Origin of the sequence: Undibacterium sp. TJN19, assembly GCF_049339485.1 — a bacterium.
Taxonomy (GTDB): Bacteria; Pseudomonadota; Gammaproteobacteria; order Burkholderiales; family Burkholderiaceae_D; genus Undibacterium.
The window spans coordinates 99,211-118,704 of the sequence record NZ_JBMPPL010000003.1 but is presented as its reverse complement, the minus strand read 5'-3'; the positions used below and the strand labels follow the sequence as shown (position 1 = coordinate 118,704).

Here is a 19,494-nt window from a genome sequence, read left to right as displayed (position 1 = left end):
GCGTGGAAAAGCTCATGAGCGGACGATCCCGCTACCAGTAGCGCCTAAGTATATTTTTAGCATCAGGTCAATTGCGCGATACCGTTTGTATTCGGCTGAACCAGGGCGATAGGTTGTTTCAATCGGACCCACCTTTTCGCTGATGACTTCGCGCTCAAGGGCTGGCGCCAGGTCTTCAGTATTGGCTATGAGTGCCAACGAGGCGCAAGCATTGATCACTTCTGCTGGAACAACCGTAGGAGGCAGAAAATACTGATAGCGACTGAACGTGACGTCATCGAGACAAACACCCGCCCGTGGCCAGTCCAGCACCTGCAATGCGGACATGCGTACACCTTTCCAGCGCAAGCGATAGACTTGCAGCATGTAGGCAGTCGCTCGTCGTAGCATTGCTTCCTTCGTCGGCGTGTCCAGCAAAGTCCAGGATGCATTTGCAAACTTGAGGTGATAGCTATCAGCGGCCACGACAGAGCAATACGACTCCGCACCGGCAACAATCGTGCCGTCTTCGGTAATCAAAGACACAGGTTAGCCTTGTTTGCCTGCGTTCAGCAGCAACAGCAGAGCACCTTTGTTCGCGGTGCTGTCGAACTCGATGCCAGCGGCGGTCAGCGCGTCTTTGATCTGTGGGACAGTCATTTTTGCATTGTCAGTCAAGCCGGCATCGCCCTCTTCAACGAATATTTGCTGGTTTTCAGTCAAATCTGACTCGTTGATGACGATGAAACCCAGCGGATTATCTTCGGTGACTTCCGCGACGACTTTGACTGTTGGGCAGGTGTTGGACATTCTATACCTCGACGAAAAAGGGAGGCCGAAGCCTCCCTGTTGTGGATTAAAACTGAGGATTAGCCCAGCAACAAAGCGATGTGGTTTTGTTTGATGGCCTGGTAGCCCCAAGCAAGGCGGACGTGGTACACCAGTTGCATAAACTGACGATAGACAGCGACGTCAAACGTGATACCAGAGACAGGGTCTGTCACTTGGATCACGTCATCCGCCATATCCATAGGCTTGCCATCAGGGCCCAGCGGCATTTGTGGCGAACGAGTAATCAGTTGAATAGCCGATTTTGAAAATGCCAAGTTAGGCGTAGCAGAGTTGCCGATGGTGACCGCTTGAGCAGACGCAGGAATTGCGACCAAAAGACCAGGCGCAGCGATGGTTATGGTGCCGGGAGCCGAAATACCAGAGGTAATTACATATTTGTTGGTATCCCCGGCAACTGTCAAAGTGTCACCCGCCAATGCAGTGCCGGTACCTGTGATTAATGGGATTTGGGTCGTACCAACAGGGAACCCGGCCGTGCTCGTGGTGTAACTGGCGCCAGTACCTTTTGCTACAGCAGTGATGCCAGCGGAATTATGAACGTCCATGCCTTCCAGGCGACCTATAATGCCTTGACGCAGCAGCAAATCGCTACCTGCTTCATTGACCTTGAACAAGACACTTTGTTTGCCGCGCAAATTGGCAATACCTGCTGTACCAAGTACCATTTGCAGATCAGTCTGCGGCGCACCGTTATCGTCCAAGATTTTGCGAGTCTGAGCGATATCGGACAAATCGCCTGAAGTGCCGAATGGTGCTGTACCTGGCGTACCATATGCACGAGAAGCATTTTGATACCCTGTTGTGAACAGATCAATTTCAATCTGATTGATGAGTGTACGGAATGCCTGCTGGAACTGGCCGTTCAAGATGCCGCCGTAAGTCCCTGCGTTGAGCAGACCCTTTTGCTCTTCGCCGTTCCAACGAATCGGCGCATGCTTAGATTTGCTGATTGTCATCGCAACGTTGGTGATGGTTTGATCACCTGTATTAGGCGCGGTGACGGCAGGAGTGTTATCGGCCAAAGTGGTCGCTGGCGTGATCGGCACGTTAATGACCTGATTCAACGCGGCACGTTCTGCGCTCGAATTGCGAGATACAGCCGGAATCATACCGATCATTTCACGGGAGACGACATCGAGCGCCTCGTAAATAGTCGGAATCAAGCCGGTCAGCGTGTTAGCGCCCAGTACCAGACCAGAATGCGCCAGGTATACAAACACGCGATCATGCACCGCTTTACGAACATCAGTTGCGATCGCTGTTACTTGACCAAACACCTGGCCAGCAAATGCATAGCCGGTCGAGAATGTCAAAGCGATCATGGCCATAAAGGCCAAGAGAGTTTTTTTCATGGTGGAACCTTTCGATAATTTGGATAAATGTGTTTTCTTCATGCGGCCATCCAGCCAAACAACCTTTCCACGGCATCCACCATGGGTCACTTTACTATTGGGTAAAACTATTAATCTGTAACGACAGTGCCTTCCTTCAATGTACTGCTTCTTGCAGCCGGGTCGAGCGCATCAAACTGGGCGCGTGTAATTTCTTTCTTGCCACCGGTACCGCCTGCGCCTGCCCTGGCGCCGCCACCGGATGCGCCAGAACCTTTCAGGATCATGTCCTTGTTGGCATACTGGCCAACCATCAACTGAATGGCTTCTTCGAAATCAGCATGCTCACCATGGCGTGTAGCTGAGAAGATGGGATTGCCCTGCGCATCCATGGGTACGAGTTTGCCTTCGTCGACTTTAAATCGGCTGCCGAAGAAGGTCTGGGCGATATCGGCCGGTATCGCCAGCTTTTCAGCGATGAATTTGGAGCCGGTGAAACTGCCGCCGATTATGTGATTGTTCAAATTCTGTGTGAGCTTTTCATTTTGCTCTGAAAGCGCACGCTGTTTTTCTTCAGCGGCGCGGGTGGCACTGGCCACTTGTTCTTGCGCTGTACGGGTTGCGGCATCTTTGATTTCTTGCACTTTGCCAGCAGTTACCAAGTCACCGTCCTTGATATTTTTGGCCAAAGTAATGGCTTGAGCGGCCGCGGCTGCATCTTCAATGCCCGCGTCCTTGAAAGGCTTCAGCGCGGCTTCAGCAGCTTCCTTTGCGACACGGTGTGCTTTTGATTCACCGTTCAGCCTGCCGATATGTGCGACGGTGGCATCTGCATCGAATGGTGCTTCTGCGCCATCGGCATTGATATAAATCGGTTTTTTGTCGGCATCCAGGGCAATGTTGCCGTCGGTGTTAAATTTGAATGGCATGGTGGTACTTTCCGGGCATCCGCCCAATGATGAGCGCCTGGCTCGTTCCGCCCTCTGCAATCCTGCTTTGGGCAATAAAAAAACCGACTGTTTAGGTCGGTTCGTTATTACTAAATTCCCATCCTTTGAAGCAGTCGATCTGATCTGAGGATATCGTCGGGATGCTGTGACAGCTTTCGAAGTGCCACAGCCAGCGATAGCGACCTGCCCTCTTTGGCTGCATAATCGTCAGCCTCAATTTCTTGCCAGAACCTTTGCGCATCACTTGGTGGCACGAAAAACAATCGGCTCAACAGATTGCGCCAGATGTGCAGGTGGTGCCGGTGACCTCGCTCGTGCGCTTCTACTGCGCGAAGTTCGTCGTCAGTCAGTACTTGGCTCAGCCAGGTCGGCATTACGATTCTGAAGCCGTTGAAACAGGGCATATTGGGTTTAATGCAGAACGCGCAGTACAGCATCATGCCCACGTTCACTGCACACCAAATACCCCATGCGCCCAGCAAGTAATACGCCATTCTGAATACCCCAAAAGCAAAAACCGCCGGGATTGCTCCAGGCGGTTCATATAAACTGTGTACTTGTTTCAGCAATTAGGAAGCGGTCGCCAAAAATCTGGGTTGAAACATAGTGTTTGTCCCCATTCATTAGCCCATTCGCTCATGCCCCTTGCATCAACTTTTTTCAATGACACTGCTGCAAATTGATATTTTGGCGGATCTTGGAATCTTTTTGACCAGCAGGCTTCAACCAATATGCCGGGTTCCGGCCAGCACTCACCTCTAAGATTCCAGGTTTCATCTGGTGCCGTAGCCCATACTTCGCCAGTTGGGCTAAGAACTTGTTTTAACTCGGCCATGGTTACAATTCCTATTTATGCTTTGCTTGCAGCTGCTCAAGCGTCAGCGGGTTGCCAGACTGGTCCAGCATGTCGCGCATACTGATTTTGCCTTGGCGATACAACTCTGCCTTGCCCTTTCCGAACTGCTCATTTTGCTCTGCAACCGACCTGCCTTTGAACCAATCGGCAAACGTTAATTTGCTCGATACCGGGCCATTAGTGGACGCCCTGGTCCTGTTGTCGGGGAGTTCAGGCAAGTCAATGCCCTGCTCTGCAAACGTCTTCAACACAGCTGTTTCAGCGCACCGGCAATTCATATGCAACGGCGTTTCCTGATACGGCAGATCGTTTCCATCAAGGCCATTGCCTTCAAGGTCCCAGGTCAGGCCATCTCTCACAGCGCACATCTCGCAAGTGTGGGAATCCAGCGTCGCCAGAAACCGAGTGCCTTTTATGACATCATCAAACTGCGAAAAAGTTTCTTTTCTTGCCGCACTTGCCACGGCCTGAACTGATGTTTGCACCAAAGTGGCCGCGTTGCGCCTGGCTATCGGCATCACACCAGGTTGACCATCTTTGCCCACGATGCGCGCAACGATCTGTTGATTCGTTTCGCCAGCGGCCAGGCCCTTGCGCAACTCAGCAGAAAACCGAAAGGCTACATCGCCGGCCTGGCGCGACCACCATTCTTTTGACGGGGAACCGTCAATCAGGGTGTTTGCTGCCAATTTGTCCAAGTATCCTTGAGCAGGCAATGAGTCTGGCCCAATCGTGATATTAAGGACGTTACCAACCGCTTTTGCCGTTGCCTTTGCTTCAACCTCACCCAGCCCGGATAATGTTTTCAAGGAAGTAACATGCGCGACCGAATACGCATCTTTGATCGCACTACGGGCATCAAGCAAGATCGCGTTGATAGCAACCTTACCCATTCCAGACAGCGCGTCTGACAGCAGCAAAGCGGCCAGGTCTTTTTCAAGGCGCTTAAGTATTTCAAGTACTTTCGCCTTTTCAGCCGCTTCGAGGCGTGTCAAATCGATCGCGTTCATGAGGATCAGGTCGCGCAGTAGGATGTCTAAAGCGCCCATTATGCCCCAGTCTCGTCGATGGTCGTATCCTTGACATTAAGCTGCATACTTTGACCACGCAAGTCCATGCTGGCGGCTTTGATCTTCTCTGCTTCGGCTTCCCAGGTTAGATCTGGGTTGATGACGCCATATCGCTTGCATTCCTCAAAAGCCGATTCTGGGGACAAAAGTGCCGCAGCAACCAACGTGGACATGCCCGTAACAAACGGCGCCAACGTGGTTGAATCCACTGCGATAGAGGCGAAATCATCAAACACATCGATATCGCCCTGGTTTGGCAGACCAACCCAGCCAGCCATCTCGTCAACGACCTGGTCGAGGAAATCTTCCAGACCATTAGCCATGGCTGACAATTGACATTGTGCCTGCGCTGTATCAAGTGATGCTTCCGTAGCAGTGCGGTCACCAGGCCGCACTTTTAAGAGTTCAGCACCCATACTTTCCATCTGGCCTTCGAGATCGTTCAGCGAATCTCGTCCTGAGCCGATGGCTTGCCCGCTGTGTTCGACATACTTCATGTCTCCGCCAGTTGGCAGATCTGTTATTGATTTGCCGATATTCGTGGGCGCTTCTTGTTCGCTGTTATCGATGCCGATACGTACAAGCAACGGCACCCTGGCAATATGCAGAAGCGAATCCTGATCGCTTTGAGACTGCCAGTGCTTGATATTCAGGTCTGCCAAGTCAATTAGCGGCGGGGTCGCAGTCATGAACCCAGTTTGTTTTGTGTAATACGTCAGTAACGGTATCTTCTTCAGGGTAGTTGTACCCTCTTCATAAACGACAAACTCGTCTTTGTCGTTCTTACGATACAACCGCCATATACCTGGTTCAAGCAATCTTACCTGTGCCACTGTTTTAGAACCGAAGTCACCGTCAGGCACTGTAACCGATTCAAGTATTCTCACTTGGGTCAACTGTTCGGTACCTGCGACACGTTCGCTTTTCCAACCAAGTATTTGAGACTGCTTGATATGAATCGCGCAAGGACGAGCACCAGCAGCCTGCTCTTCAGCTTTTGTGCGCAATATCGTCTTTCCGTCAGATCCTGTGGTTTTTGGGAAATCCACCAAAACATGAGTGATGCCGTCTTTGACCCCACTGGTGAACACTTCCTTTGCGAACACATGCAGATTCCTGCCAGCCAGGTCAATATTGTCAAACCAGGCTTCGACTGTAGTGTCGATATCGGTCCACTTGACTGGCTCGGTGAATGGCTTCCCTGCCATATTGCCAATTGTGCGGCCAAATACATTGTACAAAGTCGAAGTCTTGAGACGGATCGTGTATGCATCAGTCTTCTCAGCCGGCCATTTGGGCATGTAGGTTTCACCAGCCGCCCGCATTGCTTCAGTGCCGCCCATCAGCGCCTCAACTTTAGCCAAGGCGGGCTGCATCGCAGCTACGGCATCGCTGACTTGATTGACTTTAAGGGGCATATTAAATATTTAATTCTCTGGTTGTGGCAGAACGTGTCGTTACCGGGTAGCGCTTCACTATGAAATATCCACCGCCGTCATTAGTGTGATCAAAGCCGCCCTTCTTATCCGGATCACCCTTGTCATCATAAATTTGCCGTTCCAGGCAAAGTGTAAATTTGGGACATTTGTTCGTATTGACCAATAACCGGCGCTCACCGTATGTATTACAAAGCATGGCATTCATGCTATTGATGCGATCCTTTACAGCTGGATTCGTTGCATCCACCACCACTGTAAATCCTGCTTTTCGCAACAATGACAAATCTGACTCGCTTGCATTGCTAGTCTTTCTGCTCTGACCAGAAGCATCTGGGTAGACAGTAATTACATGGCCTGGATACCGCTCCTTGATCTTTAGGATCATTGCTGGCGTATCGAACACATCTACAAATTCATCCACAGCCCGAGGCAGATCAGTACGCATGACAAACACAACTGCCGCCATCTTCCCAACGTTAAAGTCCATACCAATATGCAAAGCATCGGCGGCAATGCCCGGCTTTGCTGGCTGAACGATATCGTCTGTATGGTTCTGCCTGCGATCAAAGCAGTAGTAAATGACGCCCTGGTAATTTTCAAAACTCGCCAGGTATTCCTGCCGGAAAGTGCGCGGGTCCATCTTGCGTTGCGCCGCTTCGATCTCTTCGGCTGGCACGTTGCCGCCATCAACTGACGTATAGAGCCAGCTTTTATGATCCGGCTCCTTGCCCTGGCCGTCTAAGTAGCTGTCATAGCAGTGGTTAAAGCCCTTTGGTGTTCCGATGCGTAGGGCATGACCGCCAACTCGCTGCTCACCGTCGACAATGAACTTGCAAGTCGAGAGCATGGGTCGCAGTACTTCTTCCCAAGCCTCATACGGACAGTCCGCCCATTCATCTACCAGTGCGAAGAACAAACCAGAGCCACGCAGGTTGTCATAAGCGTCCAAACCAACAATGCGAACCACATGGCCGGTCTTTGTGGTAATCGAGCACTCCGTCTCGTTTGGCTTTGTCGCGCGCCAACTGGCAGGAATTGCCTGCTTAAGGCGTCGCCAAAAGACACGCTTGGCTTGCTTAAAAGTCGGTGCGCAGTACCAGATCTCATCTTCGACGCTAACATTCCACAACGCCGCGTACCTCACTGCACGTCGTATCTCAGCTTTACCCAGGTATGTCTTGCCGAATCGTCGGCCACATACAGCGTCACGAAAACGCGCCTTTTTCTGCCAGCCCCATACATAAATGTTTGCCTGCTTTGGCGTCAGCGCGACCGGTGGGTCAGAGTATGGGATTGTCTGGGACATCTTCGTCAGGTTTCAGGACGTATTCTGGCACTGCTGGAATGCTGGAAGCGTCTGTTCCTGGTGTTTTGTTCGTGTCCAGGCGTCGATTCACGTAAATGTCACCGACTTCCTTGGCGGCCTGTTCTATAACCTGGACGGCAAGTGCTATGTTGCGCATTCCTTCGGCCTGCTGTGCCATTCGTGCCAGTGCACGCAAACGATATGCCCTGCTTGCGATAGGAATTTCGGCAACCTCTTCACGAAACTTCTTGCGCGTATCTTCGAAAACCGTTCGCCATTTTTGGCTCAAACGCCTTCCGACAAAGCAATTTGGGTCATATGCAGCGACTTGCTGGCGCAAAACATCAAGCCCAAATTCCTCTTTTACTGCTTTCGAAACCTGTGTTGGCGTATCGAAACATGCCAGCGCTTGGACGATGAACAGTTTCACCTCGTCACTTAGTGCTGCCATATGTTGCTATCCTGTAAAAGCCGCGTAAAGCTTATGCGGCTCTCAGCAAACACGTTCCGCATGCCCTCGCGATGTTGGTTGTTGCCACTTCTGGCGATGTCTTTGCAGCATCAATCATCTTTGCTACATCCTTTGAAGGTCCATATCTTCTGACCACACCAATAAACTCTTCAACATCATGCGCACGCATTGAAAGCTTAGGTTGTCCATCCTTGGAAAAGGCAGGCTGCCCTGTATCGTCAAGTGTCTGCCCTATGTGATAGAGCTCATGCTCAACAAGAGCACAGAACTCAAGGTCTGAGCATTGCGCACAGTAACTGGCGTCCAAGGTGATGAGGAAGTCCGGCACCAAGTCGAACCAATCTCGCATTTGTTGCTCTTGTCTGCCCTTCTGCCATGGGCCGCATCTGAATGTCACGTCCTCACATTGACCGAGAACTGCTCTACCCTGCTTGTTGAATCCGTTGGCAGCCCAGAGAAAGACAACCTCGGCAAACTGTAAGTGAGCATGGTCAGGGTTATGAAGGTCACCGCCTTCCAACACAAACTGCTCAAACGACCACACTTTGACTTCTGGTGCCGGTATAAACTGGTGCGGCGCCATTGGCTCGAATAAAGATTCTGGCGGTATTGGCCTGGCGAATTCAAGAACTGCCTTAGACTTCCTTGCCATCATCGTTTCACTTTAAACGTCACTCCACGCATAATCCAGTACATCACTCGCTCCATATTCGGTTCGCAACCGAATAACTCGCACAGAAAAGATAGCGTGTTTATGTACACCAGAACCCACCAAGAATACTGGACTTTTATTATGATCTTTGCCATGGCTCGTTATTGTTTTTCACTTAAGAAGAACCGGCGGGCCTGTAAAATCAGCCAGGAATGCATTGGACGACAGTTGTTTGTCGCCCTCTTCAGCATCGAACACCCGGAGTCTTGGCAACTCGCTGTGAAATATTTCATTATCTAGAGCAACGCCGTGCTCTGCGCACAGTGCCTCAAGTGCAATTTTGAATGCTTCGAAATTGGCGGACATTCTCTACCCTGTCTCTATTTAACTGAGTATCTCAAGCAAACTAATAAGGTTTGTTGGTGCTGGCGGCCAGCAAGTGGGATTCGAACCCACGGCGCGTCGTCTGTAAGCTACAGAGCCAAACTCAGCACTTATCTGTGTCACTGTTAAACCAGCTCCAGCATTGCTGCCTTTCCAGCACCAACACGCATGATTACTACAATTATTTGGTAATCATGCGTGTTGCCACTAGTGAACTTATTTGCAACTATTGTTTGCAATTGAAATTGTGTTTTTGAATTGTCTTTTATTTAAAATAAATACGTCGACAATTTTCTGCCGATAACTTATCAAAAGGAAAACAAATGGCTACTTTTTGCGTTACCGCTGCAAATCACAAAAATATCAAAAACCATTGCGCATCGTCGTTTAATTTGTGGGAAAAAAACACGGACGACAATATCTATCGGCGCATTGGTGCGACTCCACTTAGCAAACTAGTTGCCCTTATAGCTGATGGGAATATTGTTCTTACAGGTAGGGAAAACGAAGACTCTATTACTGTTGGCGCGCCAATCGAAGCAGAACTTAGAATTGCGAAAAACGAAAAACATTTCCCCATCAGTGAAATGCCTACTTTTTAATATTTTAATGAAAAAAGCCCCGAATCTTTCGACCGGGGCTTTGCAGTGACACTGATGACGTGTATATGAAACGGATGTTATACCGGACGAATATTCCGGTCAAGCGAAAAGTTGTGATAAAAAATCACCTTGGCATCAGGGCGTAATCTTCACACCATTAAACTCCATGCCCTCACAGGATACGTTAACGTTATCGCGGTATTCCTGCGTAAATTGATATCCGCCAGCCTTGCCAATACTAGAGGTCATTGCATCCAGACATTTTTTCTTACGCTTTTCAAAATTCTCGGGCGAATTGTAATAAGCACTTCCGACCATGCCGGCAAGAACAAATAACGAAAATAAAGTGATACCGGAAATCAATGTGTACCTGAGCCAAGGCGTAGGCTTGGCAATCACTGGTGTGGCAATAGGGTTGCCGCATTTCGGGCATGCAGCCGCTTTATCGCTGACTTCTGCGTCGCATTCACTGCAATTTACCAATGCCATACCAACCTCGCCAAGTTTTATCTTATCAATAATACATAAAACTCTCGAGTTAGGCAAAAATATACCCGCCTAAGCGGGTTTAGGGTTACGCAGCTATGTTATCTGAGCTCTGAACGCAAATGCGAGCAAGCCTTTCAGCAATTTGATGCTGAGCTGCCGCATCCACATTTTTCAACCATGACCAAATCAATTGTTTGTTGTCATGCGCGGAAGATTTGGCTACACCTAACCTTTCTGCCTCGCGTGTGATCGATATCTTGCGATCATAGAAAGCGCGAACAATTGCCTCACGCATGCCACGCACTGACATGCCAGTAATTTGTGACGTTGCCAACTCCCTTAAGCTGCCAAGTTCAGTTTTGAAGGCTTCACTCGGGCTTTCAGCACCACAGCATTTGCATTCGACAAGCTTGTTCGCGTACCGGACGATGATGCAGGACCGGTGTATCGGGGCGAGTCGATCTACCTCGGCGAGTATCATGCCGGCCTGACCAGCCCCGTCCACCGATATCAGACCTTTTCCGCTGCCGGCACCCTTGAGCGCTAATTTGGACATGGGCGACAATGCGTATTGCTGGCCTGAATAATTGAATGCAAACGTCAGGGCATCGTGCGTATTATTGAAAAGCTCGGTCATTGTTTTGCCTTTCCTATTTTAGCGGCTACACGAACGATAGCGCGACGAGTGGCCTCGTGTGAGTCTTCGCCCAATAGCTCGATTGCGAACGCGGCAGATACCTTGTCACCTCTGTCAGCAGAAACATGAACTACACCAGGCGACCTATACATGATTGAAAGACGCAACTTCGCCGCAAGAAACATAGCATTACCGTTATTTCTCAGCGGATTCCAAAGCCCTTGCAATGTTTCATATGTAGCAAGCATATCGTTCCACCTGATAATATTCACCTCATCAGCAATTGCAGCATATTTCAACAATTCAAATTCATCATTTGTCATGATTTGCACATCTCCAATGCTTGTTGCTCTGTAAAACCTTCGCTGACTAGACTGAGAAATCTCTTTCGTTTTATCTTTGCCTGAAGCACTTCATATTCAAATATCGCAGGCAAGTTCTCTCTCACTCGCACCACCGTCTGAGCAAATTCAAATTGTAGATTTTCTGGAATCATTCTGTCTCCTCATGTCTGACACATCCAAAATCTTGGGCAGTAAAAAGCCTTGCGTAAAATTCGCTGCCATCCGCGAGCCCAAAGCCATTTGATTCAACTGGCGATTCATGGAAAGTTTGCGTAGGCATTTTGCAAATTTTGGTTTCAAATCCACGGTCCATTGGAATAAAAGTATCCGGGTCAACAGGTAGGCATATCTCCTTTTCCAGACTCATATCACTGCCTGGGCCTTGCCAATGACGACAAGTCTTGCAAGTATTCATCAATCACGCTCCTTATAATTTGAACATTTTTTCCCGTGACGTCGGCCTTTGGTGCATGTCTTCAATTTCTCTTCAAACACCCTTTCCGTTTTCTCGAAAGCGCAGCCTTTGCACGAAACTTCTTCCCGCTTGATAAGGATCTCCAGGGGGTCACGCGAATATTCGTATTGCCTGGTCACCTGGCCTCCTGAATAGCGACAGGCTCAACAAGCAACCATTTTGTATTGTTGCTTTGACTTATATCGGCAGTAACAAGCCCTTCTTTTTTCATCTTTAGCAGTTCTGCCCTTACTTGAATTGTTGAAAATTTGATGCGTTCTTTGAACCACCATGTGCAGTACATAGCGTCGCGCTCACGATAAAATGTGCCAGGGTAATCTCTCTGCCTCATTTTTTCGTGCCGCTGCATTTCTGCAACTACTAGTTCTCTCAGCGAGACTTTTGATTCTTCTGAAGTTTTCATGTTGCATGCCTCAATTTATCCGCCGCTTCCTGGATCTGGGTGTCGCGGATCAGCTCTGCTGCATATCCAAGAGTCATTGACATTGCTGCCTTGCGCATGCGTTCAAAACAAGATCTTGCCTGCTGTACGTCCATATCTGTGATGCCCTGATCGTTCTGCAACTTCGTTGCGATCAGCCTTAGCGGTGACAAGTCAATCGTTACTCCGGCCCTTTTTTCGTGGATTTCGTATGCATCAACGACGCCCATGATGGCGTACGCGCTGTCGTACCAATATCCATCAACCACATCCTTAAACATCGGAGTACCGTTTGCTGATACGTCGACGGTACCGTCGCGCTCAAGTTGATGAACGATCGCCAGTAATGGGTCAAAAACTGCATTCAAACGCCATGGCTGGGTTTTGAAAAGGCACTTTGTAGAGTCGCGCGGCACATATTTTTTCTTCTCACGTTTTTTGGATGCCATAATCAAATTCGCTCCCTATTTGCCCAATCGTCACGCTTTCCAGCAACTTCCAGGTCTACTGATTTAAAATTTGGGCAGGTATGGCGCAATGCAATAAAATGCCCCGGGGCTTTTGCCAGCGAACATGCGCCATAACCAGTTTTTGCGTGCTGGGGAAATTTTTGCAGGCTTACAAGGTTGGTGCAGTGAATGCATGTCATCAGTCATCCCCTGAACAATTTTCAACTTCCGTTTCTTGATTTTTCCCCTTTAAAGCAGCCTGTAAGGCCTGACTTCTTGCCGCTTTCGCTTCCGGCGTCATATCCCTTTTCATTTCAACTTGGACGGGTGGACGTTCCGATATTTTGTTCGGAACGACAGCGGCATAGAGATCGGGCCCGTCAATTGCCGCTTGCACACGGGCTTTAAATGTCGGCATGTTTTCACCTGGATATGGCACCAGGGTGTGCTTCCGGCCCTCGGCCAGGATCAACTCGTCAGAAGTCCACCATGGCGTCTTGCGCTTACGCTCGCCGATCAGCGTCAGGCAAGTGGCCTTCAGGAAAGCGATCGGATCAACTGGACGCTGCACGACGGCAATGCGCACTGCCTCGACAACGATGTCATCCCCATGATCCTTGCAAAGCTTGCCTACGATTGCCCCGCATTGCTTTGCCGGTGTGCCAGCCTGGATCAGCAGAGACTTTCCCGCCGACCAGAGCTCGTCCTTGGTCATCTGCTCCTGGGTTTTGGGGGCTGGAGAATTTCCCGAACATGGGCTAGGCGCTTCAGCGCCCGTACCGACAGGTACGGAAGTATTTAAAGTTCCCTCTCCGTTCCGTTCCCTCTCCGTTCCCTCTCCGTTCCCTCTAAGAGGGTTTTCCGCTGGACTTCCGAAGGAAATTGGATTGCTTTCCGAAGGAATAATTTCGCTTTCCGACAGAATTCCATTTGGGTATGTACCGGATTTCCACTGATCAAACGTCGGAACTCCTACAGGTGGTCTCTTCTCATGCGTGCGTTTTACGTTCTCTTTCCGCATGCGGTCGCAGAATTTTCCGTACGCGTGGCGTTCCTTGGCTGCGTAAGCAGATACAGCTTTATCAGCTATCACTGGGTGATAAAGCCTACCATCTGAACATTTGATAAAGCCGTGCAATGCCTCGGCACGAACCTTGCGCCACTCCTTCACAACCCTGCCGTAGCCAGCAAGATTTGCGAGCTCAATATCATCATCAGGCAAAGACGAAGCTGGGGTCTGGTGCCAAGCAGCGCACCATAATAAAATTGCTGCTCGGAAGGCATCGCCATCAGCAGATGCAGCAAATCTGGAATCGCGCAGCCTGCGCACATCCAGTTCCATGTATTGGAAATCGCTCAAATCACAATCTGCTGGCGTCAACGGATCTGGTAATTCAGTCAATCGATATCTCCAAACCCATACGTTTTAATATTCGGTGTGTATGCTCTACGCCTGCGCGGAATTGCGCCAGCATCAACTCGCGGCTATAATTCTTTGGCATAGGCATGCGCCCATCAAGCAGATCGTGGCAAGTACTGCAACCGAACGCAGCGGCCGTGTCAGGTGCCTTCAGGCCCATACCCTTGCCGTCTTCCAGCAAGTTCGAATGACAGAGCGCGGTTGTCTCAGGGTTGTAGTTACATACCGGGAACCGCAACGTACATTCCTGGCTACGTGCAGCCTTGCGTATTGGTGTCATGCGCGGGCGACTGGTTTTCATGCGCTTGGTGCTGCGCGGCATTGGGGAGCGTTTCAATCTGTGCACCCCACACATTCAATTCCCTCGTCATCAAACGGGAAAAGTTCGCCATGGTCCATTGCCATTCGGTACATTGATTCATAAGATGGTCGATCAGATCTGAACACCGCGCCAGACGGCTTACTTGCTAGCCCTAGCTTCTCAGCCTCCATCCACCAAACCGCCTGTTGAGGCTCCTCGCGAACGAGTGATAAGATTTGATTCCCACCCTTTAAAAAGCATAGATCGCAATTTCCGTGCATAGTGATGCCGTTATTATTTGGCAACTGAAGATCAAAAGGTTGATCTTGCCAAAACTTACCGACATCACCTTTGGTGACTCCCGCTGCTGCGAGAGGAGCATGGCGAGTTTCGTACGTGCCATAATCTTGGTTACGGAGTTTTGCAACGCGCCGCTGCTCGTCAGAGCGCAACCCCACAAAACTGTCCCATTCAGTCCACCCGAGACTTTTCAAATACCGATGAACAACTCGGACTTTCAATTCAACAGTACAGAATCGTGCGACCGGGTTGGGAAGATATTGCCGGTCCAGAATTAGGCGCATGAAAGGCTCGCCATTGCGCGAAGCAGTCGCATAATCCACGACTGACAACAATTTTTCTCCTGAGCTACTCAGTCCGGCATACTCAAGCCAAATGATAGGAACACTCCAGCGCTCACTACATTCCTGAACAAAGTCCAAAGACTCCTTTCGTTCCTTGCCTGTATTTTCAAAGCAAACAATCGCGCAGTCTGGCAGTCCGCCATTGGCTTCAAGCACCAGCTTAAGCATCATTCCCGATGACCTGCCGGCACTAAACTGAATGACTGTGGGCACGTCAATTTTGAATGACATCTATCCCCTCCTTCACACCAGTCGCATCAACTGCTTGTCTGACAGTCATAGCGGCACGCTCAAGCTGCTCAGCAAGTTGGCTCAATTGAACCAATGCCCCATCACCATGCCAGCCGGTAAGCGACTCCAGCCTTTGCGCAAGCTTGACCATGTTTAAGGACGGGCCGCTATATCGATCAAAACTGATGCCGGTTTCTTGCGTAAATTTTTTAATTTGTTCTTCGCGTTCATGAAAGCGACGAGTCACACTTTCAACTTCCCGAGCAACACGCTTATCAATATCAGCACGTGCGTGATCAACAGCAAGTCGCTGTTTTTGCTCCGCGATTGAATCAATTTGTTCATGTGCACGGCGTATCAGAGATGCAAAGAATTCCCGTGTTACTTGTTTTGGTTCGAGTTTCGGCGCTTTGACCACCTGGACAATGCCGGTGTCGCGCAATTCCAGAAGCCCCCAGGAAGGCGGCAACTCGCCGTCTTTGACGATACCTTTTGGTGCCAAAATCCACCAGTAGTCACAGAAACGGTAGATGTCTTCGGCCTTTTCGGGCTGTTTCAGTTCGCGAAGCCAATCCGAGCGGCTGACTTTGATTTCGAAACCGTGGATGGCATGGCCGCGGCTGTTCCAGAGATTGATTGCGACTGCATCTGCATAGCGGGTGCCGCCACCGGTTGCCGGGGCGACCTCTTCCATCAGCGCCCATTCTGGCGCGGTGTAGCGTTTGTGAAGCATCTGGCGGGCATGCGCGGTGTTCAGCACTACTGGTGCCGAGGGTGCTTCTGTTTTCAAAAGGTCTGCCTGCGTCATGCTGCCACCTCTTGAGAGTCAAACAACGACAATTGTTCGTCTTCAACTGCCTGCGCCGTTTCCGCCATAGTTTGCTCATGCTTGATACGAGCCTGGGCGATAGCTACATAATCGGGGTCAAGCTCGATGCCAATGAACTGCATGTTCTCCCGTGTCGCGGCCTTGCCCGTGCTACCACTTCCCATAAATGGATCGAGTACGGTACCGCACGCGGGTGTAACCAGACGAATCAAGTAAGCCATCAGGTCAGTGGGCTTGACCGTTGGATGGTGATTGCCATTGCGGTCTGTCAAATTCTCAGCATCGTGCAATAAGCTTCCGCACTTGAACTGGGGCACGATCTCGCCTAACCCTGAATGTCGATCTGCTGGGCAGGCCTTAGCGCAATAGAAGAACCGGGCAGCGCTGCCTTTGTCCCCATGAAACGACCCCGCGACCCTCTCGCGCTCGCTTGTCACACGACTGATGCTCGCGGCGCTGGCCTCAGTGCCACGCACGGGCGCAGAGGCACCAGCCTGACTTGGGAAGGACGCAACGACCTCATCACTACCATCGTGAATGAAATTGGCTGGCCAGCGGCCCTTAGTTTGAAAACCGCCATGGGTGCCGCCACTGATACCCGAGCTTCCAAAGCCACTAACCCCGTTGGGATTATGCTTGATAGTGGCGACACCTTCAGGGGCAGCAATACGGCAATCATTGATGTTGATAGCACCAGTACCCCAAGCCAGAGCGTTCTCGACAACGGTACCAATGAGCGCCTTGCGCGCCACGACAATAGGCTCATGCGCCGGTTTTAATGCTGTGCCCCAGCCATCCCATTGTCTGGCCTCGTCGGTCTGCGGCACATACTCGCGGCCGTTGTTCTTGATCCATGAGCCGGTCGCGTCCTGGTCTGCACCTGGTATCATGCGCTTGACGGGCTTTCCCTCACTCACAACGATGCGCTCGGCACCAGCAGCCTTGTCGATCGCCTTGCTCACGTTCAGGCTTTTAGGGAATCCGCTTCCATAAACCCACATGATCTGGTCGCGGACCTCAAAACCAGCATCTTCGACGGCACACACCATGCGGTGATAAGTGCGGGAGCCGCCAAAAGCCAGCAAATGGCCGCCCGGCTTTAGGACGCGCAGACATTCGGCCCACATAATTAAATTATTAGCAATGCCAGTGCTATCCCATTTCTTGCCCATGAAACCCAGTTCGTATGGCGGGTCAGTAACAACGCTGTCCACTGAGTTGTCCGGCATAGTTTTCATAACCTCGATGCAATCACCAAGATAGAGAGTGGCGTTCCCGATGACAATTGCGCTGATGTCTTGCAAAGAATGTTCATCGTCGCTTAGAATATTTTCAGTCACTTCTCATAACCCTATTTGTGCGAATTGATCAGAAGCCCTGGCAGTTACAGCTGCCTGGGCTTTGCTTTTTGATTTGACGCTGACGTATGTCGCAAGCTGAACGACATCGCGGATCGTGCTTGCGCCAACTCCGTAGACTTGAGCCAGGGCACCGTAGCCCCTGCCGTGCTTGTACGTGCGATGGCTTGCGCGGATTTGGCGCACCTGATCGTCGGAGAGTTTGCGGCGGCGGGTCATGCGTTCCCTTTCTGGCTTGCCCAAACCCAGATCCATTTGTTGCGCCCTTTTCTTCCTGAGCGACCATCGGTGCCAGAATGTGAGAATGCCGCACGACTCCAGCCATCAAAGCGATATGTATTGCCATTGTGTATGTCAGCGTCTTGATAGCTGATTGCAAACTGGTACCCGGTATTCGGAAATACAAACTCGCGCCAAAGCCGCAACGCAACCCGGCAAAGATGTGGACGAACAGCACAGAGGCGCGACAGTTCGCAAGTGTTTTCCCTGGTTAGGTGGGACAAGCCGCCGCCAACACGCTCACGGATCAACGTTGACATCATTGCCAGGGCAACCGGTTGCCCGTTCTCATAAAGCGCGTAATGACACCCAGCCTGGATTCCACGTAGCAGCGGCCCCATCTTGTGGCCCCACGCTGTCAGCAGATCATTGGCCACCGACAGTGATATCTCGTCAAAAGAGGCAATCGGAAACATCAGTTGCTCACCTCGAATTGGCAGAGGATGGCTTCCATGGATTGCTCAGCAATCTGGGCTGACGCATGCGGCCATAGATACTTTTGAGCATGCGATGTACGGAAGAACTCCAGCACACCGTCACAGTAAATTTGAAAATCGCCTTCGTCACATTTGGCGTAGCTGATGGATTTGGGTACCGGGAACACCCCGCCGCGTGGACCAGCCGCCCAGACGACCCAGCCAGACCCCACTTTGACCCACAGCCTGAAAGTCTCGCGATCTTTGAATCGCTCTTGATTTTTAAATACTTCACCCTCCAGCTTCATCTGCTTGCGATGAGCTGGACCAAAACGGGGAATAAGCGTTTGAATTGAGAAGAATTCACCGCTTCCCAAGTGCCAAATTCCATTCCAGAACCTACGCCATGCTTTTTGGTCTTCTTCAGCCTGTCCGTCTACCATTTCAAACAGGCATTCGCGCAACACTTGACGCTGCGTGTCGGTCAGATCCAGGTCAGAACGCTTTGTGAGAACGATTTGCGTCATGCCACACCCCGGCAACGACGGCAGTACATATAGACTTCTTTGCCAGCAGCGTTACGAAATTGTTGGATAGAGCGAGATTGGCCGGCGCCATTGCGACAACGCGGGCCGTAGCAGAAACGCATACTTGATGGACTGATGCCAGGTATTTGGTTTTTGCGATGTAATTCTTCGGTGCGTGCGGCGGTATTCATGAATGTCATTGCTCACCTCGCAACTTTGCGATTTCTGTTTCCAGATCTTTTATGCGGGCAAGCAAAGCAGTGCGTTCAGATAATTCCTCGCGCCAACCAGGTATGAAAGTGTCCAGTTCGTCAGTGCCAAAACCTCCCCTGCACCAGCCTTCAATTAATGCTGGTTGTGGACTCCATTTCTTGCAATACGCATCATAAGCGCGTAAATGCATATCCCAAGGTATGCCACCTACATACCCCTGTACTGGTGCACGCTTTTCTTGAATTACTGGCAGTGGCAAGTTGCGAATCAATTTTGCGCATTGAGATCTGGTTGCTATTTCAATTGTGAAATATTTTTTGTAGCTATCGGGAAAGTTTCCTTCAACTACATGCGCGCACTGCTCTTTGAGCAGTTCTAATAGTGATGTCGTCGACATTTCATTCTTCCCAAAATGCAACGCAACCAACAAATAGAACCCATCCGGAATATTCAACTTTGAAAAACAATCCGATTAACCCTGCCACGATCACGAATGCGGCATTTAGTTTTCTCATGGCTGCCCCTGAAAGAAATCACGCAGCGTCCTTAAACGACGAATAACAAGGAT

The 19,494-nt window shown here is 50.4% G+C and carries 28 protein-coding genes and 1 pseudogene; 1 reads left to right on the top strand and 28 read right to left on the bottom strand.

The window, feature by feature from the left end; all coding sequences use genetic code 11:
- Positions 1 to 12 precede the first annotated feature (12 nt).
- The 13 genes and pseudogenes from ACO0LH_RS11915 to ACO0LH_RS11855 all read right to left on the bottom strand — a co-directional run bounded on the left by ACO0LH_RS11915 (position 13) and on the right by ACO0LH_RS11855 (position 9,440).
- Complete coding sequence (locus ACO0LH_RS11915; RefSeq protein WP_422941306.1) at positions 13 to 525, bottom strand: DnaT-like ssDNA-binding protein; 513 nt, start codon at positions 523 to 525, stop codon at positions 13 to 15.
- A 3-nt stretch (positions 526 to 528) separates the two neighbouring features.
- Entirely contained in the window at positions 529 to 789 is a 261-nt protein-coding gene (locus ACO0LH_RS11910; protein WP_422941305.1) for a HeH/LEM domain-containing protein, read from the bottom strand.
- A 59-nt stretch (positions 790 to 848) separates the two neighbouring features.
- Positions 849 to 2,225, bottom strand: a complete 1,377-nt coding sequence (locus ACO0LH_RS11905; RefSeq protein ID WP_422941304.1) for a P22 phage major capsid protein family protein — start codon at positions 2,223 to 2,225, stop codon at positions 849 to 851.
- 68 nt (positions 2,226 to 2,293) lie between these two features.
- Positions 2,294 to 3,091: a DUF6651 domain-containing protein gene (locus tag ACO0LH_RS11900; RefSeq protein ID WP_422941303.1), complete on the bottom strand. Its 798-nt coding sequence runs from the start codon at positions 3,089 to 3,091 to the stop codon at positions 2,294 to 2,296.
- Positions 3,092 to 3,201: 110 nt separating this feature from the next.
- On the bottom strand, positions 3,202 to 3,681 hold the full coding sequence (locus ACO0LH_RS11895; RefSeq protein WP_422941302.1) for a M48 family metalloprotease: 480 nt from the start codon (positions 3,679 to 3,681) through the stop codon (positions 3,202 to 3,204).
- Entirely contained in the window at positions 3,675 to 3,947 is a 273-nt protein-coding gene (locus ACO0LH_RS11890; protein WP_422941301.1) for a hypothetical protein, read from the bottom strand. The genes ACO0LH_RS11895 and ACO0LH_RS11890 overlap by 7 nt, the downstream gene beginning before the upstream one ends.
- An 11-nt stretch (positions 3,948 to 3,958) precedes the next feature.
- Positions 3,959 to 5,017 (bottom strand): phage minor head protein, encoded by a 1,059-nt coding sequence (locus tag ACO0LH_RS11885; protein ID WP_422941300.1) that lies wholly within the window; start codon positions 5,015 to 5,017, stop codon positions 3,959 to 3,961.
- On the bottom strand, positions 5,017 to 6,456 hold the full coding sequence (locus ACO0LH_RS11880) for a DUF4055 domain-containing protein (protein WP_422941298.1): 1,440 nt from the start codon (positions 6,454 to 6,456) through the stop codon (positions 5,017 to 5,019). The genes ACO0LH_RS11885 and ACO0LH_RS11880 overlap by 1 nt, the downstream gene beginning before the upstream one ends.
- 1 nt (position 6,457) lies before the next feature.
- Positions 6,458 to 7,783, bottom strand: coding sequence for a hypothetical protein (locus ACO0LH_RS11875; protein ID WP_422941297.1), 1,326 nt, complete (start codon positions 7,781 to 7,783; stop codon positions 6,458 to 6,460).
- Positions 7,758 to 8,234, bottom strand: coding sequence for a DUF2280 domain-containing protein (locus ACO0LH_RS11870; protein ID WP_422941296.1), 477 nt, complete (start codon positions 8,232 to 8,234; stop codon positions 7,758 to 7,760). Before ACO0LH_RS11870 ends, ACO0LH_RS11875 begins: the two co-directional genes overlap by 26 nt.
- A gap of 31 nt (positions 8,235 to 8,265) precedes the next feature.
- A complete protein-coding gene (locus ACO0LH_RS11865; RefSeq protein ID WP_422941598.1) occupies positions 8,266 to 8,907 on the bottom strand; it encodes a putative metallopeptidase in 642 nt (213 codons plus the stop codon).
- A 171-nt stretch (positions 8,908 to 9,078) separates the two neighbouring features.
- Entirely contained in the window at positions 9,079 to 9,273 is a 195-nt protein-coding gene (locus tag ACO0LH_RS11860; RefSeq protein ID WP_422941295.1) for a hypothetical protein, read from the bottom strand.
- A 64-nt stretch (positions 9,274 to 9,337) separates the two neighbouring features.
- Positions 9,338 to 9,440, bottom strand: a pseudogene (locus ACO0LH_RS11855).
- Positions 9,441 to 9,614: 174 nt separating this feature from the next.
- Between ACO0LH_RS11855 and ACO0LH_RS11850 the strand changes: the two are divergent.
- Positions 9,615 to 9,893, top strand: a complete 279-nt coding sequence (locus tag ACO0LH_RS11850) for a hypothetical protein (protein WP_422941294.1) — start codon at positions 9,615 to 9,617, stop codon at positions 9,891 to 9,893.
- Between the two features lie 135 nt (positions 9,894 to 10,028).
- Here ACO0LH_RS11850 and ACO0LH_RS11845 read toward each other — a convergent pair whose 3' ends face one another.
- The 15 genes from ACO0LH_RS11845 to ACO0LH_RS11775 form a co-directional block, all read right to left on the bottom strand.
- On the bottom strand, positions 10,029 to 10,382 hold the full coding sequence (locus ACO0LH_RS11845) for a hypothetical protein (RefSeq protein WP_422941293.1): 354 nt from the start codon (positions 10,380 to 10,382) through the stop codon (positions 10,029 to 10,031).
- An 85-nt stretch (positions 10,383 to 10,467) separates the two neighbouring features.
- Positions 10,468 to 11,019: a hypothetical protein gene (locus tag ACO0LH_RS11840; protein ID WP_422941292.1), complete on the bottom strand. Its 552-nt coding sequence runs from the start codon at positions 11,017 to 11,019 to the stop codon at positions 10,468 to 10,470.
- The gene (locus tag ACO0LH_RS11835; protein WP_422941291.1) at positions 11,016 to 11,342 is read right to left on the bottom strand and encodes a hypothetical protein; all 327 of its coding nucleotides are present in this window, start codon (positions 11,340 to 11,342) and stop codon (positions 11,016 to 11,018) included. The genes ACO0LH_RS11840 and ACO0LH_RS11835 overlap by 4 nt, the downstream gene beginning before the upstream one ends.
- Entirely contained in the window at positions 11,339 to 11,515 is a 177-nt protein-coding gene (locus ACO0LH_RS11830; protein WP_422941290.1) for a hypothetical protein, read from the bottom strand. Before ACO0LH_RS11830 ends, ACO0LH_RS11835 begins: the two co-directional genes overlap by 4 nt.
- 438 nt (positions 11,516 to 11,953) lie before the next feature.
- Positions 11,954 to 12,241 carry a hypothetical protein gene (locus ACO0LH_RS11825; RefSeq protein ID WP_422941289.1) on the bottom strand — a complete coding sequence of 96 codons (288 nt, stop codon included), beginning with the start codon at positions 12,239 to 12,241 and terminating at the stop codon, positions 11,954 to 11,956.
- Positions 12,238 to 12,708: a hypothetical protein gene (locus ACO0LH_RS11820; protein ID WP_422941288.1), complete on the bottom strand. Its 471-nt coding sequence runs from the start codon at positions 12,706 to 12,708 to the stop codon at positions 12,238 to 12,240. Before ACO0LH_RS11820 ends, ACO0LH_RS11825 begins: the two co-directional genes overlap by 4 nt.
- 199 nt (positions 12,709 to 12,907) lie before the next feature.
- Entirely contained in the window at positions 12,908 to 14,110 is a 1,203-nt protein-coding gene (locus tag ACO0LH_RS11815; protein ID WP_422941287.1) for a DUF1376 domain-containing protein, read from the bottom strand.
- Positions 14,103 to 14,465, bottom strand: a complete 363-nt coding sequence (locus ACO0LH_RS11810) for a nuclease domain-containing protein (RefSeq protein WP_422941286.1) — start codon at positions 14,463 to 14,465, stop codon at positions 14,103 to 14,105. Before ACO0LH_RS11810 ends, ACO0LH_RS11815 begins: the two co-directional genes overlap by 8 nt.
- Complete coding sequence (locus tag ACO0LH_RS11805) at positions 14,462 to 15,304, bottom strand: Nin-like protein (RefSeq protein WP_422941285.1); 843 nt, start codon at positions 15,302 to 15,304, stop codon at positions 14,462 to 14,464. The genes ACO0LH_RS11810 and ACO0LH_RS11805 overlap by 4 nt, the downstream gene beginning before the upstream one ends.
- On the bottom strand, positions 15,288 to 16,112 hold the full coding sequence (locus ACO0LH_RS11800; protein WP_422941284.1) for a hypothetical protein: 825 nt from the start codon (positions 16,110 to 16,112) through the stop codon (positions 15,288 to 15,290). Before ACO0LH_RS11800 ends, ACO0LH_RS11805 begins: the two co-directional genes overlap by 17 nt.
- Positions 16,109 to 17,473, bottom strand: a complete 1,365-nt coding sequence (locus ACO0LH_RS11795) for a DNA-methyltransferase (protein WP_422941283.1) — start codon at positions 17,471 to 17,473, stop codon at positions 16,109 to 16,111. Before ACO0LH_RS11795 ends, ACO0LH_RS11800 begins: the two co-directional genes overlap by 4 nt.
- A 3-nt stretch (positions 17,474 to 17,476) precedes the next feature.
- Complete coding sequence (locus tag ACO0LH_RS11790; protein ID WP_422941282.1) at positions 17,477 to 17,710, bottom strand: hypothetical protein; 234 nt, start codon at positions 17,708 to 17,710, stop codon at positions 17,477 to 17,479.
- Positions 17,707 to 18,186, bottom strand: coding sequence for a hypothetical protein (locus ACO0LH_RS11785; protein WP_422941281.1), 480 nt, complete (start codon positions 18,184 to 18,186; stop codon positions 17,707 to 17,709). Before ACO0LH_RS11785 ends, ACO0LH_RS11790 begins: the two co-directional genes overlap by 4 nt.
- Positions 18,186 to 18,713 carry a hypothetical protein gene (locus ACO0LH_RS11780; RefSeq protein WP_422941280.1) on the bottom strand — a complete coding sequence of 176 codons (528 nt, stop codon included), beginning with the start codon at positions 18,711 to 18,713 and terminating at the stop codon, positions 18,186 to 18,188. The genes ACO0LH_RS11785 and ACO0LH_RS11780 overlap by 1 nt, the downstream gene beginning before the upstream one ends.
- Positions 18,714 to 18,909: 196 nt before the next feature.
- Complete coding sequence (locus ACO0LH_RS11775) at positions 18,910 to 19,323, bottom strand: hypothetical protein (protein WP_422941279.1); 414 nt, start codon at positions 19,321 to 19,323, stop codon at positions 18,910 to 18,912.
- Between the last annotated feature and the right edge of the window lie 171 nt (positions 19,324 to 19,494).

Excerpts from the sequence above, each read along its gene's own strand:
- ACO0LH_RS11910 (WP_422941305.1), bottom strand. The coding sequence starts at position 789 with ATGTCCAACACCTGCCCAACAGTCAAAGTCGTCGCGGAAGTCACCGAA.
- ACO0LH_RS11905 (WP_422941304.1), bottom strand. The coding sequence starts at position 2,225 with ATGAAGAAAACACATTTATCCAAATTATCGAAAGGTTCCACCATGAAA.
- ACO0LH_RS11900 (WP_422941303.1), bottom strand. The coding sequence starts at position 3,091 with ATGCCATTCAAATTTAACACCGACGGCAACATTGCCCTGGATGCCGAC.
- ACO0LH_RS11890 (WP_422941301.1), bottom strand. The coding sequence starts at position 3,947 with ATGGCCGAGTTAAAACAAGTTCTTAGCCCAACTGGCGAAGTATGGGCT.
- ACO0LH_RS11885 (WP_422941300.1), bottom strand. The coding sequence starts at position 5,017 with ATGGGCGCTTTAGACATCCTACTGCGCGACCTGATCCTCATGAACGCG.
- ACO0LH_RS11880 (WP_422941298.1), bottom strand. The coding sequence starts at position 6,456 with ATGCCCCTTAAAGTCAATCAAGTCAGCGATGCCGTAGCTGCGATGCAG.
- ACO0LH_RS11875 (WP_422941297.1), bottom strand. The coding sequence starts at position 7,783 with ATGTCCCAGACAATCCCATACTCTGACCCACCGGTCGCGCTGACGCCA.
- ACO0LH_RS11870 (WP_422941296.1), bottom strand. The coding sequence starts at position 8,234 with ATGGCAGCACTAAGTGACGAGGTGAAACTGTTCATCGTCCAAGCGCTG.
- ACO0LH_RS11865 (WP_422941598.1), bottom strand. The coding sequence starts at position 8,907 with ATGGCAAGGAAGTCTAAGGCAGTTCTTGAATTCGCCAGGCCAATACCG.
- ACO0LH_RS11860 (WP_422941295.1), bottom strand. The coding sequence starts at position 9,273 with ATGTCCGCCAATTTCGAAGCATTCAAAATTGCACTTGAGGCACTGTGC.
- ACO0LH_RS11850 (WP_422941294.1), top strand. The coding sequence starts at position 9,615 with ATGGCTACTTTTTGCGTTACCGCTGCAAATCACAAAAATATCAAAAAC.
- ACO0LH_RS11845 (WP_422941293.1), bottom strand. The coding sequence starts at position 10,382 with ATGGCATTGGTAAATTGCAGTGAATGCGACGCAGAAGTCAGCGATAAA.
- ACO0LH_RS11840 (WP_422941292.1), bottom strand. The coding sequence starts at position 11,019 with ATGACCGAGCTTTTCAATAATACGCACGATGCCCTGACGTTTGCATTC.
- ACO0LH_RS11835 (WP_422941291.1), bottom strand. The coding sequence starts at position 11,342 with ATGACAAATGATGAATTTGAATTGTTGAAATATGCTGCAATTGCTGAT.
- ACO0LH_RS11830 (WP_422941290.1), bottom strand. The coding sequence starts at position 11,515 with ATGATTCCAGAAAATCTACAATTTGAATTTGCTCAGACGGTGGTGCGA.
- ACO0LH_RS11825 (WP_422941289.1), bottom strand. The coding sequence starts at position 12,241 with ATGAAAACTTCAGAAGAATCAAAAGTCTCGCTGAGAGAACTAGTAGTT.
- ACO0LH_RS11820 (WP_422941288.1), bottom strand. The coding sequence starts at position 12,708 with ATGGCATCCAAAAAACGTGAGAAGAAAAAATATGTGCCGCGCGACTCT.
- ACO0LH_RS11805 (WP_422941285.1), bottom strand. The coding sequence starts at position 15,304 with ATGTCATTCAAAATTGACGTGCCCACAGTCATTCAGTTTAGTGCCGGC.
- ACO0LH_RS11800 (WP_422941284.1), bottom strand. The coding sequence starts at position 16,112 with ATGACGCAGGCAGACCTTTTGAAAACAGAAGCACCCTCGGCACCAGTA.
- ACO0LH_RS11790 (WP_422941282.1), bottom strand. The coding sequence starts at position 17,710 with ATGACCCGCCGCCGCAAACTCTCCGACGATCAGGTGCGCCAAATCCGC.
- ACO0LH_RS11785 (WP_422941281.1), bottom strand. The coding sequence starts at position 18,186 with ATGTTTCCGATTGCCTCTTTTGACGAGATATCACTGTCGGTGGCCAAT.
- ACO0LH_RS11780 (WP_422941280.1), bottom strand. The coding sequence starts at position 18,713 with ATGACGCAAATCGTTCTCACAAAGCGTTCTGACCTGGATCTGACCGAC.
- ACO0LH_RS11775 (WP_422941279.1), bottom strand. The coding sequence starts at position 19,323 with ATGTCGACGACATCACTATTAGAACTGCTCAAAGAGCAGTGCGCGCAT.